Annotated in this window: 9 protein-coding genes; 1 reads left to right on the top strand and 8 read right to left on the bottom strand. The window is 60.5% G+C overall.

Annotated elements, in window-relative coordinates; all coding sequences use genetic code 11:
• Positions 1-35 precede the first annotated feature (35 nt).
• The 8 genes from UM93_RS00960 to UM93_RS00925 form a co-directional block, all read right to left on the bottom strand.
• Entirely contained in the window at positions 36-4484 is a 4449-nt protein-coding gene (locus UM93_RS00960; RefSeq protein WP_045073116.1) for an FtsK/SpoIIIE domain-containing protein, read from the bottom strand.
• A gap of 7 nt (positions 4485-4491) precedes the next feature.
• A complete protein-coding gene (locus UM93_RS00955) occupies positions 4492-5202 on the bottom strand; it encodes a hypothetical protein (protein ID WP_045073114.1) in 711 nt (236 codons plus the stop codon).
• 96 nt (positions 5203-5298) lie between these two features.
• Positions 5299-7047, bottom strand: coding sequence for a serine/threonine-protein kinase (locus UM93_RS00950; protein ID WP_045073112.1), 1749 nt, complete (start codon positions 7045-7047; stop codon positions 5299-5301).
• Positions 7044-9128 (bottom strand): FHA domain-containing protein, encoded by a 2085-nt coding sequence (locus UM93_RS00945; RefSeq protein WP_052663478.1) that lies wholly within the window; start codon positions 9126-9128, stop codon positions 7044-7046. Before UM93_RS00945 ends, UM93_RS00950 begins: the two co-directional genes overlap by 4 nt.
• The gene (locus tag UM93_RS00940) at positions 9118-10245 is read right to left on the bottom strand and encodes a PP2C family protein-serine/threonine phosphatase (protein WP_082056958.1); all 1128 of its coding nucleotides are present in this window, start codon (positions 10243-10245) and stop codon (positions 9118-9120) included. Before UM93_RS00940 ends, UM93_RS00945 begins: the two co-directional genes overlap by 11 nt.
• On the bottom strand, positions 10242-11759 hold the full coding sequence (locus UM93_RS00935) for an RDD family protein (RefSeq protein WP_082056957.1): 1518 nt from the start codon (positions 11757-11759) through the stop codon (positions 10242-10244). The genes UM93_RS00940 and UM93_RS00935 overlap by 4 nt, the downstream gene beginning before the upstream one ends.
• Positions 11756-14389: a transglutaminase TgpA family protein gene (locus tag UM93_RS00930; protein WP_082056956.1), complete on the bottom strand. Its 2634-nt coding sequence runs from the start codon at positions 14387-14389 to the stop codon at positions 11756-11758. Before UM93_RS00930 ends, UM93_RS00935 begins: the two co-directional genes overlap by 4 nt.
• A complete protein-coding gene (locus UM93_RS00925; RefSeq protein WP_045073108.1) occupies positions 14386-15729 on the bottom strand; it encodes a DUF58 domain-containing protein in 1344 nt (447 codons plus the stop codon). Before UM93_RS00925 ends, UM93_RS00930 begins: the two co-directional genes overlap by 4 nt.
• A gap of 648 nt (positions 15730-16377) precedes the next feature.
• Between UM93_RS00925 and UM93_RS17595 the strand changes: the two genes are divergently transcribed.
• The gene (locus UM93_RS17595) at positions 16378-16992 is read left to right on the top strand and encodes a hypothetical protein (protein WP_157874064.1); all 615 of its coding nucleotides are present in this window, start codon (positions 16378-16380) and stop codon (positions 16990-16992) included.
• Positions 16993-17003: the final 11 nt, after the last annotated feature.

The following is a 17003-nucleotide window of genomic DNA, read 5'->3' as shown; positions in this document are numbered from 1 at the left end:
TCGATGGGGAGGACTCCCCATCGGGTGTTGACCGCTCAGGAGCGGTCGAGAGTATTGGCGATCTGGACTTTGAAAGCCTTACCTCGGCCGACGATATAGCCACGCCCGGGAACGAATTTATTACCCCGGAGCCTGCCCAGCGAGGTGTTCATCAAGGTATCGCCCTCGGTGTCACCCGGGTTGAGTAGCACCCCTCGGCGCCCCGCTTTGAATAAGCCCGCTAAGTTCCAGGCCGCCGACCAGGTAGAGGTCTCCGCTTCACCCACCACCCATTGACCGGTCTTGACCGCGCTCTTGATCAGCGTGACCAAATCCATCTCGGCAGGCGAATCGGTGAACTCGGTTACTCCTTCAATGAAGAAGGCCACGGTATCAGCGTTCTGCTCGGTCAGCGCGGTAAGACGTTCGAGTTCCTCTTTGACCAACGCCGGAGTCGCATAGGCCTCGTCCCAGACCCCGAGCGAGGCAATAGCTGACTTCCGAGCACCGAAGTAGACGCGTTTGGTTTGCGGCGAGGAACGTTTGAGCGCTTCCGCCAAGGTGACCAGGGCGGTGGTGCGCCCCGAACCTGGCGGCCCGGTCACCATCAGGGCACCGGTTGCGGCGACCCCGGCCGGTTCTAGGTTGAAGTCGTCGACGCCAATAATCGCATTACCCGGCGAGCCGGCAGGCAACACGTCCAGATCCATATTTTCCGGTAGCGCGAGCACTCCTGGCGCTTCCACCACCCCTTGCCTGCGCATCGACTCGGCGAGCTTCTCCACCTGGCGCGCCTGCAAAGCCAGGTTGGCGTTGCCGCCGAAAATGGCCAACTGCACTTCCTGCTTCTCCAACAGGCCGCGGCCTGGAGGCGAGGAGGCGCTCAACACATCGCGTGGCACACCCATCGACAAGTAGTCGTCGGTGTTCGCCATCCGCAGCACTAAACGACGCTGGATTGACGCGGCCAACGAAGGCGGCAGCGACTTCGGACTGTCACCGGCCACCACCACGTGCACGCCCATCGGCCGACCGTCGGTGGCGATTTGCTGCAGGGTTTCGAACTGCGTCATACCGGCTTTGAATTCGTAGGTCTCGCGGAACGCGCCAAGCCCGTCAATCAGCAAAATGATGCGCGCTTCGTCGGGCTTATTGGCCAATCTACGATACTCGGCGATGCTGCCCGCCTTGACTGCGGCAAAGGCCTCGGTGCGTTCTTCCACGATGTCACGTAAATAACGCAGCAAGCGGCCGGCGCGCTCGTGGTCGTCACCGGCAATGATGTCGCCGACATGCGGCAATTGCGCGAGCATCTGCAAGCCGTTGGAAGCCGCATCAATGCCATAAACCTGGACCGGGCCACCACGCGGGGTGATCGCAGCCGCAATCGCAATGGTGCGCAATGCCGCTGACTTACCGCTACCGGACGCACCGACAATCGCCATATTGCCGTCACGGTCCGGCTCGTAGAAAACAGTCGGCTGCGCTTGATTGGCTGGGTCATCCACCACGCCCAGCAATAAGCGCTCATCGGTTCGCGGGTTCGGCAGCAGGGAGAAATTGTAGGTGGTGGCAAGTTCCTCCATCCAAGGCTTTCTCGGCGGTTTAATAGCCAGCTCAATGGCTGCCTGAGAAACGTTTGCCACCACCTTGGCGATGTCATTAGGGCCAGCATCTGCCTCTACCGGAGCTTGCTGGAGCTCTTGCTCCCACTGCGCGCCCGAACCGAAATCCATTTCCACAATATCGATCCGCGGCCGTTGCGGAATTCGAGTGGTCCAGCCACCGGCATAACCGGTTTGGAAACCTTGGATGCGACCCGGACCAGTCTTCGCCGCGCCACGCCCCGGGATGGTGGGACTGAAGTAAGCGGCCATTGGATCGCCCAGAATATCCCGTGAATCATCGACGTCGGCCATCCGCAGCGCTATTCGCATATTGGTGTTGGCACGCAAATTGTCTTTAATAACACCGGCCGGACGCTGGGTGGCCAGAATCAAGTGCAGGCCGAGGGATCGGCCACGAGCGGCCACATCAACCACGCCGTCGACGAACTCCGGGACTTCCTTAGCCAAGGCGGCGAACTCATCGACCACAATGATCAGCGAGGGCGGGGTATCCGGGTCAGCCTCGCGCTCCATCGCCAGCAAATCCTTGGCTTTCTTCCGGTTGAAGAGATGCTCCCGATAATGTAGTTCGGCGCGCAAGGAAGTCAGCGCTCGCCGCACCAGGTGCGGGGAGAGGTCGGTGACCAAGCCAACGGTGTGCGGCAGCTTGACGCAGTCGGCAAAGGCGGCGCCGCCCTTGTAGTCGACGAAGAGGAAGGTCAGGCGGTCCGGACTATAGGCAGCGGCCATGCCGAGCACCCAGGCCTGTAAGAACTCAGATTTACCGGCACCGGTGGTGCCACCAACGAGGGCGTGTGGCCCTTCGGTCTTCAGATCAAGGTACATCGGTTCGACGCCCTTGGAACCGACCAAGGCCCTGAGAGAACCCTGATGTTTCCGGTTGGGCACCGCGCTGGAGGCAACCGAGTTGTTCTCTTTCCAACGATCGGCAATCGGCGAGGTGGCTTCGGTGATCTCAATACCGGCCAAGGTCGCCCAGGAAACTGACTGGGGCAAATCGGAGTCATCGTCCACCGGTTTGGAAACATCTACCACCGGGGCGAGCATTCTGGCCAGCTGCACAGCGAGTTCAGCGTCCACGCTTTCGCAGCTCACCGGGTAGCTGAGTTCACCGAGACGCACCTGGCCGGTGGTGTTACCCGCTTGGCCGTCCACCTGCATGAAGTCCCGGCAACTAGCTGGCAGCGCCGCCACCGAACCGGCCAGCCAGATCACATGAATGCCAAAATCGGCACCGTGCTCAGCCAATCTGGCCAGCCGACCGCGATCTACCTTGGCGTCGTCCTCGACAATCACTAGGATGCTCGGCAGCACCGGGGTGGGCAGCTTATCGTCTTTTTTCTTCTCCAGCAGGCCGCGTAACTCGGCCGAGTTCGCCAGCAACGAGCCACCTCGAGCGACCATCAGATCTTCAAGCTTGGACAGCAAGATCCCACCGGCACCCGGTCCGGCCGCGAGGTGGTCTCCGCCGAGTGGTGAATGCGGGGAACCGACATGCGGCAACCATTGCAGCCAACTCCAGCGGGTTCTTGATTCGGTGCTAGTCAGCGCGGTGACCACCAGCTCAGCTGGGGAATGCAAGCCAACCGCTTGCAACACAATGCCGCGAGCGACGTCGTCGAGCACTTCGCGCGAACCGGCCAGGCCGAGCGCCCCGGAGGTGCGAAGCTGCGAAACCACCGGAACCGCCTCGATACTTGCGTACTCCGATTTGGTCTGGTTGATCACCTGCTGAATTTCGGCCACCGTGTTATTGGCGTTGGGCATCTTGATTGGAATTCTGGAGGGCTGTTGGCCCAGGCCGAACCGCACCGAAAGGAAACCGTTGTGTTCCGGTCGATGCGTCCACAGTAGCGGTCCCAGCTTGTAAATGCTGTCAACCGTTTCGGCGACCGAAGGACTCTCTGCGACCCGCACCGCGCGTTCCAGCAGTTGCAGCTTGCCCATCTGGTTCTTGAAAACTTCAAGGTTTTGGTAGAACGATTCGGTGCCCAGCCGCAGCAGCTTCTTCGCGTTGACTCGCTGGTCCACATAACCGGCAATCAGCATCAACGGCATCATGAAAATGAAGATTAGGCTGAAGAGGTTCTGGGTGACGGCAAACATCACGCCACCCATCAGTACCGGAGCCAATAACATCACCAGCGGGAATCTGGCCGGTTGCGGGCGTTGCGGGCCTTCCGGGATGGCCTGCTCATCCGGGTCAAATCTGGCCACCACTCTCGGTGACCGGTTGAACTCGACCAGCGGGCTGGTCGGTGCGGAGCCGCCGCCACCGCCGAGCGAGACCACGCTCAGCGTGCTATCGCCCAGCGTGATTTCATCGTTTGGCCCCAGCACGGCGCGGCCAACCAGCAGACCTTCCATGGTCAACCCGTTGGCCGAGTTGGTGTCGACGATTTCGATCGAGTCACCGATGGTGATCCTGGCATGCCGCTTCGACATCATCGGGTCGCTCAACCGAACATCCGCATCGCGGTCCCGTCCGATGTAGCTGGTGCCGACCGGGAGTGAGAATTCCTTGCCGACGTCCGGGCCGGCGATCACTCGAAGCGTGGCCGCTGCCGGTCCACGGTTCTGCCCCGGTGTGGCGAAGTGCTCACTGACCTGGGTCAGCGAAATGGTGGAGCCGGGGCGCAGCCCGGACTCCATGAGGTTCCCTTCGGGGTCGAGTGCGCGGCCCTTGACACTGCCACCTGCCATTGGGGCGTCATCGACGAGCAGGGAAAGCTTCTCCGGGACCGGAGAACCTTGCCTGGCCGGGTCAGCGGAGAAAAGCTCGGTCGCGATGTCGCCCACTGTGGCTAGACCGTCAACGGTGACGGCAAGGTCTTTTGCGGGTTCGGGATCTCGGCGCAGGGTCAGTCGGATTCTCACGAGTCCGTTACTCCTCGTCTTCTTGTTGCATCTTCATGCTTTCCAAAAGCGGTAAATCTGCGGCGGTCACCAAATGCGAGGTGACCGCGTGTTCGACCAGTCTGGCCCGTCGATTGGTGGCCAGTTTGCCGCCACCACCGCGCAAGCCCACCACGCCGACACGGTCCAGTTTGTCGCAAACATTATCGAGTTTTCGGTTGAACCTGGTCAGCGCCCAGCCCAATCGCTTCGCGGCTTCCGCCGAGGAAGGAATGGCCGCGAAGCCGGTGCCCTCACGGCGCAGCATCGGCTCGGCCAGCGCGACAATCAACGCCTTCTGGGAATCGGTGAAAATCACCGGGCCAATGGTGGTGTCCCCCACCGCATCGGACTCGGAGCTCTGCTGTTTGAATGCGGGCGTGTTCAGGTGAACGGAGAATTCATAAGTGGTCGGCCCGGCGGTAAAGACCACATTGGTTTGGCCGAAAACCAGCGGGATTCGGGCGCCCGGCGCTAGCCAAGCCTGCATACCGCCGCCGGCATCGGCGACCGTAGCGGAGAGGATGCTGCCGGCATTGGTTAACCACCAGATGCCGTCGTAGTAGGCGATCTGCAAGAACTTCCGGTGCAGATAGGGGTTGTCGTCGACCTCTAGGTCGCCTTCCCGGCCAATGCTGAAAACCTCCGATTGGGCCGGTTCGTACCACTCACCGCAGAAATCAATACTCAGATCGGACATTGCCACTCGCTCTCTGCTCGAGACCACGGCTAAATTCTCTTCTGTGCGCATTTCCGTGTAGTCGCTGATCGGACCCCGCTTCGTGCATCGCCTGATTCACTTGCCAGCCTCAGGGAAGCATTTTCTGACTTCCGGCGAGCCTGTACCGTTCTTGCGAACCAGGATGACGGAGATACAGGATTGATTACTCGCATTATTCCTAATGAAGACGGACGCGGTCTTGATTGGTTTCGGGGTATCAGTACCGAGCAGGCTTACTGAAGCATACTGGTACTGATCCCCCTCTTTGGGGTCCGGATTGGTCCAGGTCCAGGTCGCTCCGCCGTCACCGGCTTTGGCCTTCAAATTGGTCACCGCCGGCACCGCCTCACCGAGGTTCACCGAAGTGGGTTTCGAGGTATTTGCCACCGGCGTGCTCGGATTATTGGTGGGCAGACCGTTGGCGTTCACGATCACAATAGCCACCACCACTGCGCCGACCAGAACCAGGCCGGCGATAAGTGAGAGCCAGAGTCGGGCTCGGCTTGGCTTTTTGACCGGTGCTGCCGGAGCCTCCGCGGGAGCTTCCGCCGGGCGATTGACGGTGGCCGCGAGCTCGGCGTCTTCTAGGTCAGCTGAACTCGGCGTCCAGCCCTGTGGGGCCGTGGTGAACCCTTGCTGGGCCCGAGCGGCATTGACGCCGGGCACTGCGCTAATGCTCGGCCCGGCGGTCGCACTAGCGGCCGGAAATGCCGGGTTCTGCTGTTGACCGGCCTGACTGGCCGGGCCAACAGGGCTGCGGTCGGCGGTTGGGTTGCGATCAACGGTGCCGGCCCGATCGGCCGCCGAGTTCCAATCCATCGCGGGGAAACGAGGACCGGTGCGCTGCCCGGTACCGCTGCCCGTGGTGGCATCGGGGTCAATCGAAATGACGCTGCGCACCCTGGTTTCTTCGGTGTTGTCATCATCGGAGACCACGTCGTCGAAATGCACATCCTGCTGCACCTCGAAGGGTGTGACAGACAGTCCTAGCTCCGCCTGGATCCTTTGCAGGGCACGAGCGAAATCCTGGGCCGAGGCGTACCGCGAATCCACTGACTTCGCCATTGCGGTGGCCAGTACCAGTTCGAGCGACTCCGGCACATCAGCCCGGCCGAGCTTGGGCAGCGGCGCGGTACTAATCCGATTGATGAGCTCTCGTTGAGAGTTATCGGCCCCCGGGATCACGAAAGGGGAACGTCCGGCCAGCAGGGTGTAGAGAGTCGCGCCCAGCGCCCAAACATCGACCTTGACACCGTCGACATTGCGTCCGCTGAACGACTCCGGCGGGGACCACGGAATTGACATACCAGCATCGTCATCATCGCTGGCATCGGTGGTGCCGGAAATGCCAAAGTCGGTCAGCGCTGGTCGGTTGTAGTCGGTGACGAGGATATTGGCTGGTTTGATATCGCGGTGCGCAATACCGGCTCGGTGGGCGGTCTCGACCGCGGATGACACCTGGACACCGACCGCAAGCACCTCATCGACGCTGAAGCGAGCTCGCCGATACCTGACGTCCAAACTCGGCCGGGAGCAATACTCCATGGCCAAATAGGAATGCCCGGCAGCGGTCACCTCGGCTTCATAGATGGTGACAATATAAGGATGGCTGGAAAGCTGCGCCATCAAGTTCGCTTCGGACTCGAAGCGACGTCGGGCGCCTTCGGTTTTGAGGTCTGAAATCAGTACCTTGACGGCTACCTTACGACGCGGTCGATCCTGCTCGTAGAGGAAAACATCGGCGAAGCCACCGGAACCGAGCAGCGAGATGTACTGATAGCCAGGAATATCAGGCGGTGGTGCTGGTGGTCGTTTGGCACTCACAATAGTCCCTCAAACCTCAAGGAAACGTCCTCCCCCAATTCGGCGATATCGCCGTTCAACAACAATGCCTGCTCGCCTTGGCCGAGCCGACGCGGTGGCTGCCCTTCCCGCACGAGAACCGTGCCGTTAGTGGCTTTCAAATCGACCAGCACCACGTCCCAGCCTTCCAACCGGATTTCGACGTGTGAACGAGAAATGTCGCCGGCTTGGCTTTTCACTTGGATCAGCCTGGGCATGCCCTCCCCATTGACCCGGGAGACCGAGGGCTGCCGACCGATAATCAGCGAACGATCCAGATCAATCACCTCGCCGCTGGAAATCCGCATCTGGCCGAGCACCGGGCGGCGTACCTGGAAGGCCTCGCCCATAATTGGCTGTCCACATTGGGCGCAGCGCGCATAGGTCGGCGGGTTGGCGTGCCCATTACCGCACAGTCTGGCCAGCACCATCGCTCCGGTACCAGGTGCTGTCGGGGCGCTCTGCGGCGGGGCCGAGGGCGCCTCGGGGACCTCTAGCTCGCTCCGCATCACGGTATGACCGTCATGGTCGGAATCCACTGCCGAGTTCGCTGCTACGCTCGACGGCCCGGCCGGAGGAGCTGATGGAGCAACCGGGGTTGGCTGCGCCGATGGTGCCGATGGCGCCGAACTGAAACCGGCCTGCGCGGAAGTCTCGGAAGGCAGTGGGTTGCTCGTTTTCAACCAAGGAACCGAATCAATCAAGGCGCCACCCGGAGCTGCCACTGGCGCTGCCGGAAAACCCGAGGCGCCAATCGGTCCGCCCGGCGTCGAGGCTGCGGTCGGCGCCTGAGCCGGAGTTATCGGCGCCGGGGTCGCTGGTGTTGTAGGTGTTGTCGGCGTCGTCGGGGCGGGCGGTGCCGGAGCCTCGGCACCCTGAGGGGGTTGCACGGCTCCCGGAGCCGATGATCCAAGGTTTTCGGCAACCCCGCTGGCGGCTTCGGTGGAGCCTTCAGGGTTTTCTTCGGCTCGGATGGCGGCGTCCTCGACCGAGCGGGAAACCGTGCGGTCCCACAGGTGATCGTAGCTGGTGGTGTTATCCGGGGCTTCGGTGAAGAGTGGCTCGTCAGGTTCTGCTTGGCCGACTGAGGCTTCGTCCTGTGTAGGCGCGCTTTGTTCCTTGGTGCCCTCCGCGTTATCGGCCGCCGCACCGTTGGCATCGAGGGGCAGTTCAGCGGATCCCGGTTCGCTAGCTTCGACGACTCCGGCAGCTTCGCTGAGGTCCGAACTGATCAGGGTTTGGCTTAAGTCCAGCTCGGCAACGGAGGGGTCGGCTGATTCCGCCACTTGCTCGGCAGCAGAGTCAGCACTTATGGTTTCGGCCGTCGCAGCTTGATCAGACTTTGGCGCCTCAGGTTCGACCAGCCCTACTGGCTGAATGGGGTCCGCTGGCTGCGCGGGTTCTACCTGCTCAGTGGGCGCTAGCGCTTCGATGGGCTCTTGCCGTCCAGCTGCTTCGCTGGTGTTGTTGGATTCACCGGATTGGGCCGCACCGACCAATCCCTCAGTGGGCAACGCCGGATCGGCGGCAAAATGCGGCCCGGCGGATATTGGCTGCTGCGCCGCTAGTTGATCTGCCGATTCAGAAGCAGCCTTCACTGGCGGAATAGCACTCGGCAATTCGGCTTCAGCGTGAGCCACCTGCAGCCCGGCCAGTTTGACCACGCCTTCGGCCAGCGGCAGCTGCAGCTCGCCCTCCTTCAGCTGGCCAAGCCGCAGGCTGAAAAGCTCAGCAGCGGGCAGCGAACGCTCGCTCCAGGTGGTTACCTCCCGCCCGGAAACCTCCAGCTCGGTATTGCCATTGCGGACCGTCAGGGACATCTCCCCGCGCAATACCGCGCGAGGTTTGGCGCCCACGGTAAGAATGCCGAAAGAGGGCATTCCGGTCAGCTCGGTACCAAAGCTCGCTGTCACCTTATTGAGCACTTCGTGGATCTGTGGACCGCTGCCGAGGAAATCCCACAGTTCCCGGACGATGTCGGACGGAGTATTTTCGTCAAGCACAATGACGGTGGCTGATCGGATAATGCCTAGCCAGGTCCCCGGGGTGTAATTAGTGTTCACCCTTCTCCTCACCGCCCTCTGCACCGTTTTCGGTCTGTTCGGATTCATCGAGCAAATCAGTGATCAAATCCAAGGAACTCGATTCAACCTCGGACTCCGCCGTGTCCGCTTCCTCCAATGGCTCCGGCGCAGGCTCATTAAAAACAAACTCGTTCGCTGCCGCTTCGGTCCCGGTTAGCCCCGAGGGAGTCGCCGGCTCCGCTACCGGCTCAATTGTGGGTAAGCCCCGTGGCAAAGTATCAGTCTCGGTTTCCGGACGCGGAGCGGTGGTGAGCAAATCAGCTTCCTGTAAAACATCGGTGGCATCAACCACAATCACCGTGACATTATCTCGACCGCCGGATCGAAGTGCTGCCTGCACCAATGAGTCGGCGGCCTCCTGCGGCTGCCCCAGGGTCGAAAGCGTTCGGAAGATCTGCTCATCGGAGAGCTCAGCGGTCAGACCGTCTGAACAGACCAGGTAACGATCACCGTCCTCCACCGGGATAAGCCAATAATCCGCTTCAATATCGTCACCGGTGCCAAGCGCCCGGGTAACCACGTGACGACGCGGATGCACTAGCGCTTCGGCACTGGTTATTTGCCCAGCATCTACCAGCTCTTGGACCTCTGAGTGATCGACACTGACTTGTTCGAAAGTGCCCTTGCTGAGCCGATAGGTTCGGGAATCACCGACATTGAAAACCAGCCAATAAGGATTACCGGCCTCCTCCACCAGGACCACGCCGGTCGCGGTGGTGCCTGCCCGGGCATTAGTCAGTTCGCGAATCCTGCTATCGGCTTTCAAAAGTGCTGCCTGCACATCGGCAGCCCCGGCATCTCGGCGCCCGGCAGCCAGCTCAGGTGTCTCAATCAGAGTATTGATGCATTCACGGGAAGCCACTTCTCCGGCCTCATGGCCGCCCATCCCATCAGCGACAGCAAAAATTGGGTCAACCGCGAGGAACGAGTCCTCATTCAGTTCACGACGCAGGCCGCGGTCGGTTTGCGAGCCAGAGCGCACAGTGATTTGGTGTTGCACCGAGTGCTCCTGAACACCCTGGGCAGGGCTTTCGGGCTCGAGGTTCTTAATGGTGTCCGCGTCATCGAGAAGATGATGCTTTGCTGAATCGTTCATGCTTTGGCCACACTCAGGCTTCTATCGCCGAAGCGTACAGTACTGCCCAAGGGCGCTAGCACGGCATCGCCAGGAGTCAGTCGGTTAGTGACTCCGTCGGCGCCAATCACAGCGCTGCCGTTTGTCGATTGGCGGTCGGTCACCCAAAGTCCTTCATTAGCGACGCGGACATGTAAATGAGTCTTGGAGATGGAGCGGCTCTCATCCGGGATCGCTATTAGCTGGTCAATCACTTCACCATCGTATCCAGAGGGATTGCGACCGATCAGCGCGGCACCGTCTAGATCGACAATTCTGCCGTCGTCAAAGATGAGTTTGAGCGTCTGGGCGCTGGCTCGCGGCCGAAACTTTGTTTCACCGGCCAACTCATCCGGATGCGGTTCGCCCGGCGTCGGCAACCAGCCCGCGGTACCCGCCGGATCGGCTGGCGGTTGCCATTGATTGGGATTATGCGAGGCCTGCTGCTGAGGTTCGAAACCGGGGATGACCGTCGGTTGCTGAGCGATCGCGGGGTTCGGCTGCGGCTCTGGGGAAATCACCACGGGCTGCGCACTCGACTGCGGCCCGGTGGGTTGCGATACCGCGGGCTGCGATACCGCGGCACCAGGCGACTGCGGAGCTTGCTGCGGCGGCGTCGGGGCGAACTGGGCGCTGTCCGATGGGACCGCGCTGGATTGCTGATTCGGCGCTGCGACGGGCTGTCGGCCAGCCACCGGGGAGCTGACCGTGGTGGTCGCCGGAAGCTGCACCGGGGCGAACGAAGCCGGCCCGTCGATGCCACCGGAGGTCAATGTGTCGCGCCCCGCTTTAATGTCGAAAACCAGGGTGTGCGCGGCTTTGTCATGCCAGCCTTGGCGCTTCTGATTCTTGTCCCACAGATTGGAAATCATCAGCACCACCCCACCAACCACGGCGATCGCGAAGGCAATACTGATCAGCAGATTCCGGACAAAGATGGCCAAAATGCCGGGCGGCAAGCCCTTGAGATCGGTAGTGCGGATTTTCAGCAGCAGATTCCCCGGAGTCTTACCGGTCTTGGCTTCCCAGAACCAGAGCAGCACCCAGTAGACCAAGCTGAGTAAGCTGGCCGCCCCGAACCAGACCAGTAGCCAGGTCGAGTCGATGGAGACCGCTTGATCATTGAGTCGCGTCACCGAAATATTAAGCGCCCCGACAACGCCGCCAACCACCGTAAGCACGGTGGGGATAATCATGTCGATCAGCTTGGCAGCCAGGCGTTTGCCAGCACCCGCACTGACTATATGCAACCGCGCCATGCTCTCTCCAAGCTCATCCACCGCCGGCACCAACGCCGGACCCCGGCTATAGGGGGTAACCGGGATAATACCCGGAATTTGCAGCTTAGGAGCATTTTCGTCAATGGCTTGTTGTTCAGCTTGTTGAGCCGTGCGCCCAGCCCGGTTATAGACTGCGGCACCGCAAAGCGTGCAGAAGGAGGCACCAGGGGCCAATTCCGTTCCACAGTTACGACACGTCAATGTGGCGGGACTCATTCGCTTCCTTGCTGGTCGTTGCGTCGGCGAGGACGCGCTACAGTATCTTCGCTGGCTTCAATAGCCTGGGAATTACCATAACTGCCAAGGTTTTCCCGCCCAATATTACCGTCAGCAAAGCTGACGCCAGTTTGTGCTTCCGGGCCACCAAAGACCACGGCTTCGGTGGCCTTTGCTGGCTTGGACGGCTTCAGTTTGCTGCCCGCCCCCCGCGAGGCCAGGGCCACTCCAGCGTCGCTGAGCAGCGAACGCGGCGAGAACCTGGCCCGCAGCCTGTGCCAGCGGCCAACCGAGTCATTCATCCCCTTCAGAGAGTCATCAACGATGCCCCAGAACTGCTGAACCTCGGCTTCGCTGGGCTGCCCAGCACCGAAGATCGCGGCATCGGCCCGCTCGGCGAGCGCCGTCGTGGTTGACTGCGCGGCTGGGAAAGCCTCATTTAGGCTGCTTGCGGTCTCCCGCCGAGTGTCCTTCGGGTTGATGGCCGCGCCCAGGTCAGTGGCCAACGAGAGCATTTCGCTCCAGCCGCCGCCGACACGTTGCGCCGCATCGCCGCGGCTGAGCCGTTTCTTCCGGCGGCGCGACTTCAAAATGGCGATCACAATAAAGGGGATTGCCAAAATCACCAATGGAATAGCGGCCAGACCGATAATGCCGAGGATCTGCCAGAGAATCGCCCAGGGGTCGGTTTTCTTCTTATCGCTATCGGCAGCCTGCGGGCTGCTGTCCGGTGGCAATTCCGCTTGTTCTTGCGGCGGTGGCGGCGGCTGCAGGACCTGAGGCTTAGGCGAGGAAGCGTTCTGCGGGTCCGGTGGATTCGGTTCGTGGTCCTTATCCGGGGTCGGATCGAAAGGCACCCAACCGAAACCTTGGAAGTTCACCTCAATCCAGGCGTGCACATCGGCGCCTTTGATATCGATGCTATCGGCACCATAGGCCGGGCTTTTGGCGTCAGGATAAAAACCCATCACCACTCGCGCCGGGATGCCGAGGTGATTAGCCATCAAGGCCACGGCGACCGCATACTGCTCATCATTTCCGACTATCTGCTTGCCGGAAAGGAATTTGGTGATCCGGGCCGCACCGTGACCGGAGAGGCTAGGTACCGCCGGTGGCACGCCGGTGCTGTACTTACCGGCCTGACGGAAGTAGTTCACCAGTTTATTGACTTTTTCGATCGGAGTGGAGGCGTCCCCGATGATGTCGTTGGCTTTGGAGCTAATCACCGGTGGCACGTTCTCCAGCTTCGGGGTAGCCACATTGCCAAAGCCCACATTGCTGAGCTGTTTGGGGTCAACCCGCTCCGGGAAAGCTACTGCAACACTGTATTTGTCGCCGGTTTTCACGCCGTCGAGCTTCACCGCGGTGTCGGATTCACTGTTCAGGTAAAGCGGGCTATTCCCGCCGTCGGCCTGGGTGTATTGCAGCGAACGAGCCACCCGGGCGTCGGGGATATAAACACCCGAGTAATCCTGGATAGTGAAGTCAACCTGAGCGGTATCGCCACCCTGCGAAGAGTTGTTTAATGCCTTCGGATCGCCGATAGGAGCAAAAGCGCCTGAACTCGGGCCGTCGACGTTGAAAACTATGCCGTCATAATCGTCCAGCGCGGCCAGCCGGATCCGACCGTCCTTGGGCAGGCCGACGACGTTGAACAGTACCTTTTCCTTATCGGTATCCAGGTAGCGCCTGAAATCCGTCAACGGCGAAGGCAGGTTATGCGGATCCAGCGGAGGAATCACCACATCACGGAGCACCTGCCGGTCTTCGGCCTGGCTCAGGGCCGGGGTGACCGCTACTGTCGCGCCGCCTGCCAGCAGCACCACAATGCCGCCAGCAATCAACCGGCGTCGGCGGTCCGCGTTGACCACCGCCTGATTTGCCGCTGGCTGCAAAGCTGTGGCTGATTGGCCGCTGCGCTGCGACACTTCGCGTCGATAGGCCAGCCAGACAATAGCGATGATGCCCAGCAGCGCACCCCTGATCACCGGGAAGTATGGCTCGGAGGTGCCGAAAGCGATACTGACGATGAACAGTGCAAGAACCGGGAGCAGGGTCCAGTAAGCGCGCCGCAACCGCCAGGCTAGCGTGCCGGCCACAATGGAGCAGAATAGCGCGGAGAGGAAGGGCACCACCAGCACGTCGACCGAAGTGCCCACCGGGGCGGCGATGGTGAGCAGTTGCTTCCAGGAGAACACGACGCCCAGTAGCAGTCCGCGCAGCGAAGCCCCGGTCGGGATGAAGCCAAGCAACGATTCCTTAGGAGCAGCCAGCACATTGCCGAGCAACATATAGGCGACAAAGCTCAAGGCGGTCAGCAGCAACAAGCCGAGCCGCCAATGTGCCCCAGCCGCAGCCAGTGCGAGCCCAAGTACGACGCCGCCCAGCCCGGCGATCAGATAGTGCGGATCGCCGCCAAAGGTCGGTGCGAAACCGAGCACCGCGATACCGAGCAAGAGCACCAGCACTGCGACGTCGAGCCAATTGCGAAAAGCACTGCGTCCGGCAAACGCTGAGGCCTTGACCGGTTTCGGCTCTTTTTTCTGCCGAGCCTTTTTCTGCCCGGGCTGCTGGGCAGCATTATTTTTGCCGTAGGGGCTGCCGGGTGCACTGCTTTGTTGGTAGCTCATGCCGCCGCCTTCCGGAGAATCAGCGGAAGTTCGCTGAGTTCGCCCAGGGTCATCACGGTTAAATCGGCGATGTTGTTTCTTGCCGCCTTGGCGCCGGGGGCACAACGGATCGCGAAGGTGCGCACCCCTGGTGGCACCGAGGCCGCAGCGGCCCTCAGCTGGCGAGGTGTCACGAGGGAACCGACCACGAAGAAAACCACCGAGGCGTTGGGCACTGCGTCGGCCATTTCGCGTGCCAGCTCGACCGAGTCTTTCAAGCGGCTACTGCCCTGGATCCGGGTCATATCGTCCATCAGGGTTCGTCCGGTGGCGCAGTGCAGCGGACCTCGCTGATCGTGCACGCTCAGTTCACGCTGTTCTCTGATCGCTTGCCGACCAATTGAGGCCGCCGCCGAGATCGCCAGCTCAAAGGCTTCCTCGTTTTCGTATTCTGCGGTGTTAATGCTGAGTGCAATAGCGATGTGCGCGCGCCGGGTCTCCTCGAATTGGCGGACCATCAGCTTGCCGGTGCGGGCGGTGGTCTTCCAATGGATATGCCGCCGGTCATCGCCGGGGATGTAATCCCGGAGCGCATGGAAGGAGACGTCTGCACTGGAAAGCTCAGTGGTTGGTAGACCTTCCAGGTCCTTCAGGAAACCTGCCGCCGAACCGATCAGCGCGGTGGTGCGGGGGTGCACATAGAGATCGGTGGGCTCGGTCCAGAGCACCTGGCGGCGCAGCAAACGCAGCGGATCCGCGCGCACCGAACGCACCGGCCCGACCACGATCACGGCGCGCCGGACGGTGGGAATGGTGAAGAGATCTTCATGGACCTCTTGCGGCTTCATTCTGGGCAGGTGGAATACCGCGGTATTGCCGCCGACCGGCAGCTCTAGACTAGCCGGAAGCAGTGCCCGGTTCGAGGTGTTTGAGACCGCGACGCTACCGACGGCTTGATCGCCCACCGCCACTCGGGTGCGGGCCAGGTCTAGCACGATGCCGTAGGAGGAACGCCCCAGGATAAAACCGATAGCAATCAGCAACAGCAGGCTACCGAGCAGTGCCACTGCCTGAGTTTCCAACCAGCCGAAAATACCGCCGACGATCCACAGCGCGATCACGGTGAGCAGCACCATCCAGCCGAGCGGGCTGATCGGAGCGAAGACCGGGCCGAGGTACTTCTTAACCCAGCCCCAGACCTTAGCCCAGATCGGGCCGAAAAAGGCCCCAGCGACCTGACCGGCCTGGCCGAAAAGCGAGGCCGGGTGCAGCCGAGTGCGCTGACCGTTGCGGCGGAACGGTTTACGCAAGGTGGCCCAGGTGTTGGACGCCACCTTCGAGGCCGTGGAGCTGATTGACATTGCGGGGCTTTCTGGAAAGGCTCTGAAATGGATCAACTATAAAGGCTACCGGTCACGCTGACGGGAGGCTAGGGGCAGGACGGCCAGAACTCCCCATTGACATTTGCCAAATCTTAAGGATGCGAGACTTCATCACGGCGGCTAACAGGACAAGGCTTCATTGGTCCCATAAAGCGGGGGGCAACGTATTCGGGCAAATCTTGCCCAAAGACCCGGCTATGATCTATCCAAGTTAGATTTAGAGAAGACAAAATCCATTTAAAGGACTGACCTCACATGCACCCACCTAGATTAGCTGAACGCGTAACCGCCACCTTCTCCGTGCTCACTTTCCTATTATTACTGTTGATCGGCGCAAACATAAGAACGCCTCTCTCTACGCTAGGCGTCGATCCTCAAAACTCGCAGCAAAGAATCTACGACAACACATCGGAGCTCCGCGAATATTCGAACTGCATAAGCTGCGGGTAGTCGAGACTTCAGATCATGAAGCTTCATCTAAACCGGTGCTGATACGCTACCGGCCTGCTCTCGCGAACTTCTTCTACTAGCTTGAATTGGGGAATTCAACAGTGTCCTTCCTCTTGCATAAGTCAAAACTTAGCGAATACACTTTATACATCATATTGATATTCAAAAGGAGATCACATGCGAAGAACTGCTCTAGGTGTGACCAGCGCAGCGTTGGTTGCGACAGCCCTGCTCACCACAGTAACAACGACAGCTTCTGCTGCGTCATTCGACCCCAAGGAGGCGCTATCTCAGACGACTCAGAACTCTCTAACTATCCACACCGTTCAGGCCCCCCTAAATGGGCACCCCCAGCCCGAAGTGACAGGATCGCTCGGAGGGGAAAATGTCACTCATACCATGGAAGCTTCCAACGGCGGCAATGAGGTCTGGAATAACTTCAAAACCGAATATACCGTTGCAAACCTGGGAACATTTGTGCGCATAAACAAGGGACAGTCCATCTCCGAATGGATGCTCGGTGAGCCTACTTCGAACCCGAGAGTTGCTGCCGGCGAGATGGAAACAAAAATTTGGGCGACCGGACTTGGCATTAGCGTGAGCGTTCCAGCTGGTGCCACTGGGTCAATATTCGAGCAGACGGTGACATACAAGGCAACGGTGCCGAATAATTATGTAATTATTGACAATTATGGTGGCGCGGAATTTTCAGGCCCGTTGCTGACAATTAATCAAAACGTGACTGGTTCTTGGACCGAAGGGTCTACCACCTACCGTTGGACCACGAACTAAATAGCAGTTGA

It is taken from the genome of Psychromicrobium lacuslunae (genome assembly GCF_000950575.1).
GTDB lineage: Bacteria > Actinomycetota > Actinomycetes > Actinomycetales > Micrococcaceae > Renibacterium > Renibacterium lacuslunae.
The sequence above is the reverse complement of the archived record's forward strand: the minus strand, read 5'-3'. Positions and strand labels throughout refer to the sequence as shown.

Excerpts from the sequence above, each read along its gene's own strand:
- UM93_RS00955 (WP_045073114.1), bottom strand. The coding sequence starts at position 5,202 with ATGTCCGATCTGAGTATTGATTTCTGCGGTGAGTGGTACGAACCGGCC.
- UM93_RS00940 (WP_082056958.1), bottom strand. The coding sequence starts at position 10,245 with ATGAACGATTCAGCAAAGCATCATCTTCTCGATGACGCGGACACCATT.
- UM93_RS00935 (WP_082056957.1), bottom strand. The coding sequence starts at position 11,759 with ATGAGTCCCGCCACATTGACGTGTCGTAACTGTGGAACGGAATTGGCC.
- UM93_RS00930 (WP_082056956.1), bottom strand. The coding sequence starts at position 14,389 with ATGAGCTACCAACAAAGCAGTGCACCCGGCAGCCCCTACGGCAAAAAT.
- UM93_RS00925 (WP_045073108.1), bottom strand. The coding sequence starts at position 15,729 with ATGTCAATCAGCTCCACGGCCTCGAAGGTGGCGTCCAACACCTGGGCC.
- UM93_RS17595 (WP_157874064.1), top strand. The coding sequence starts at position 16,378 with ATGCGAAGAACTGCTCTAGGTGTGACCAGCGCAGCGTTGGTTGCGACA.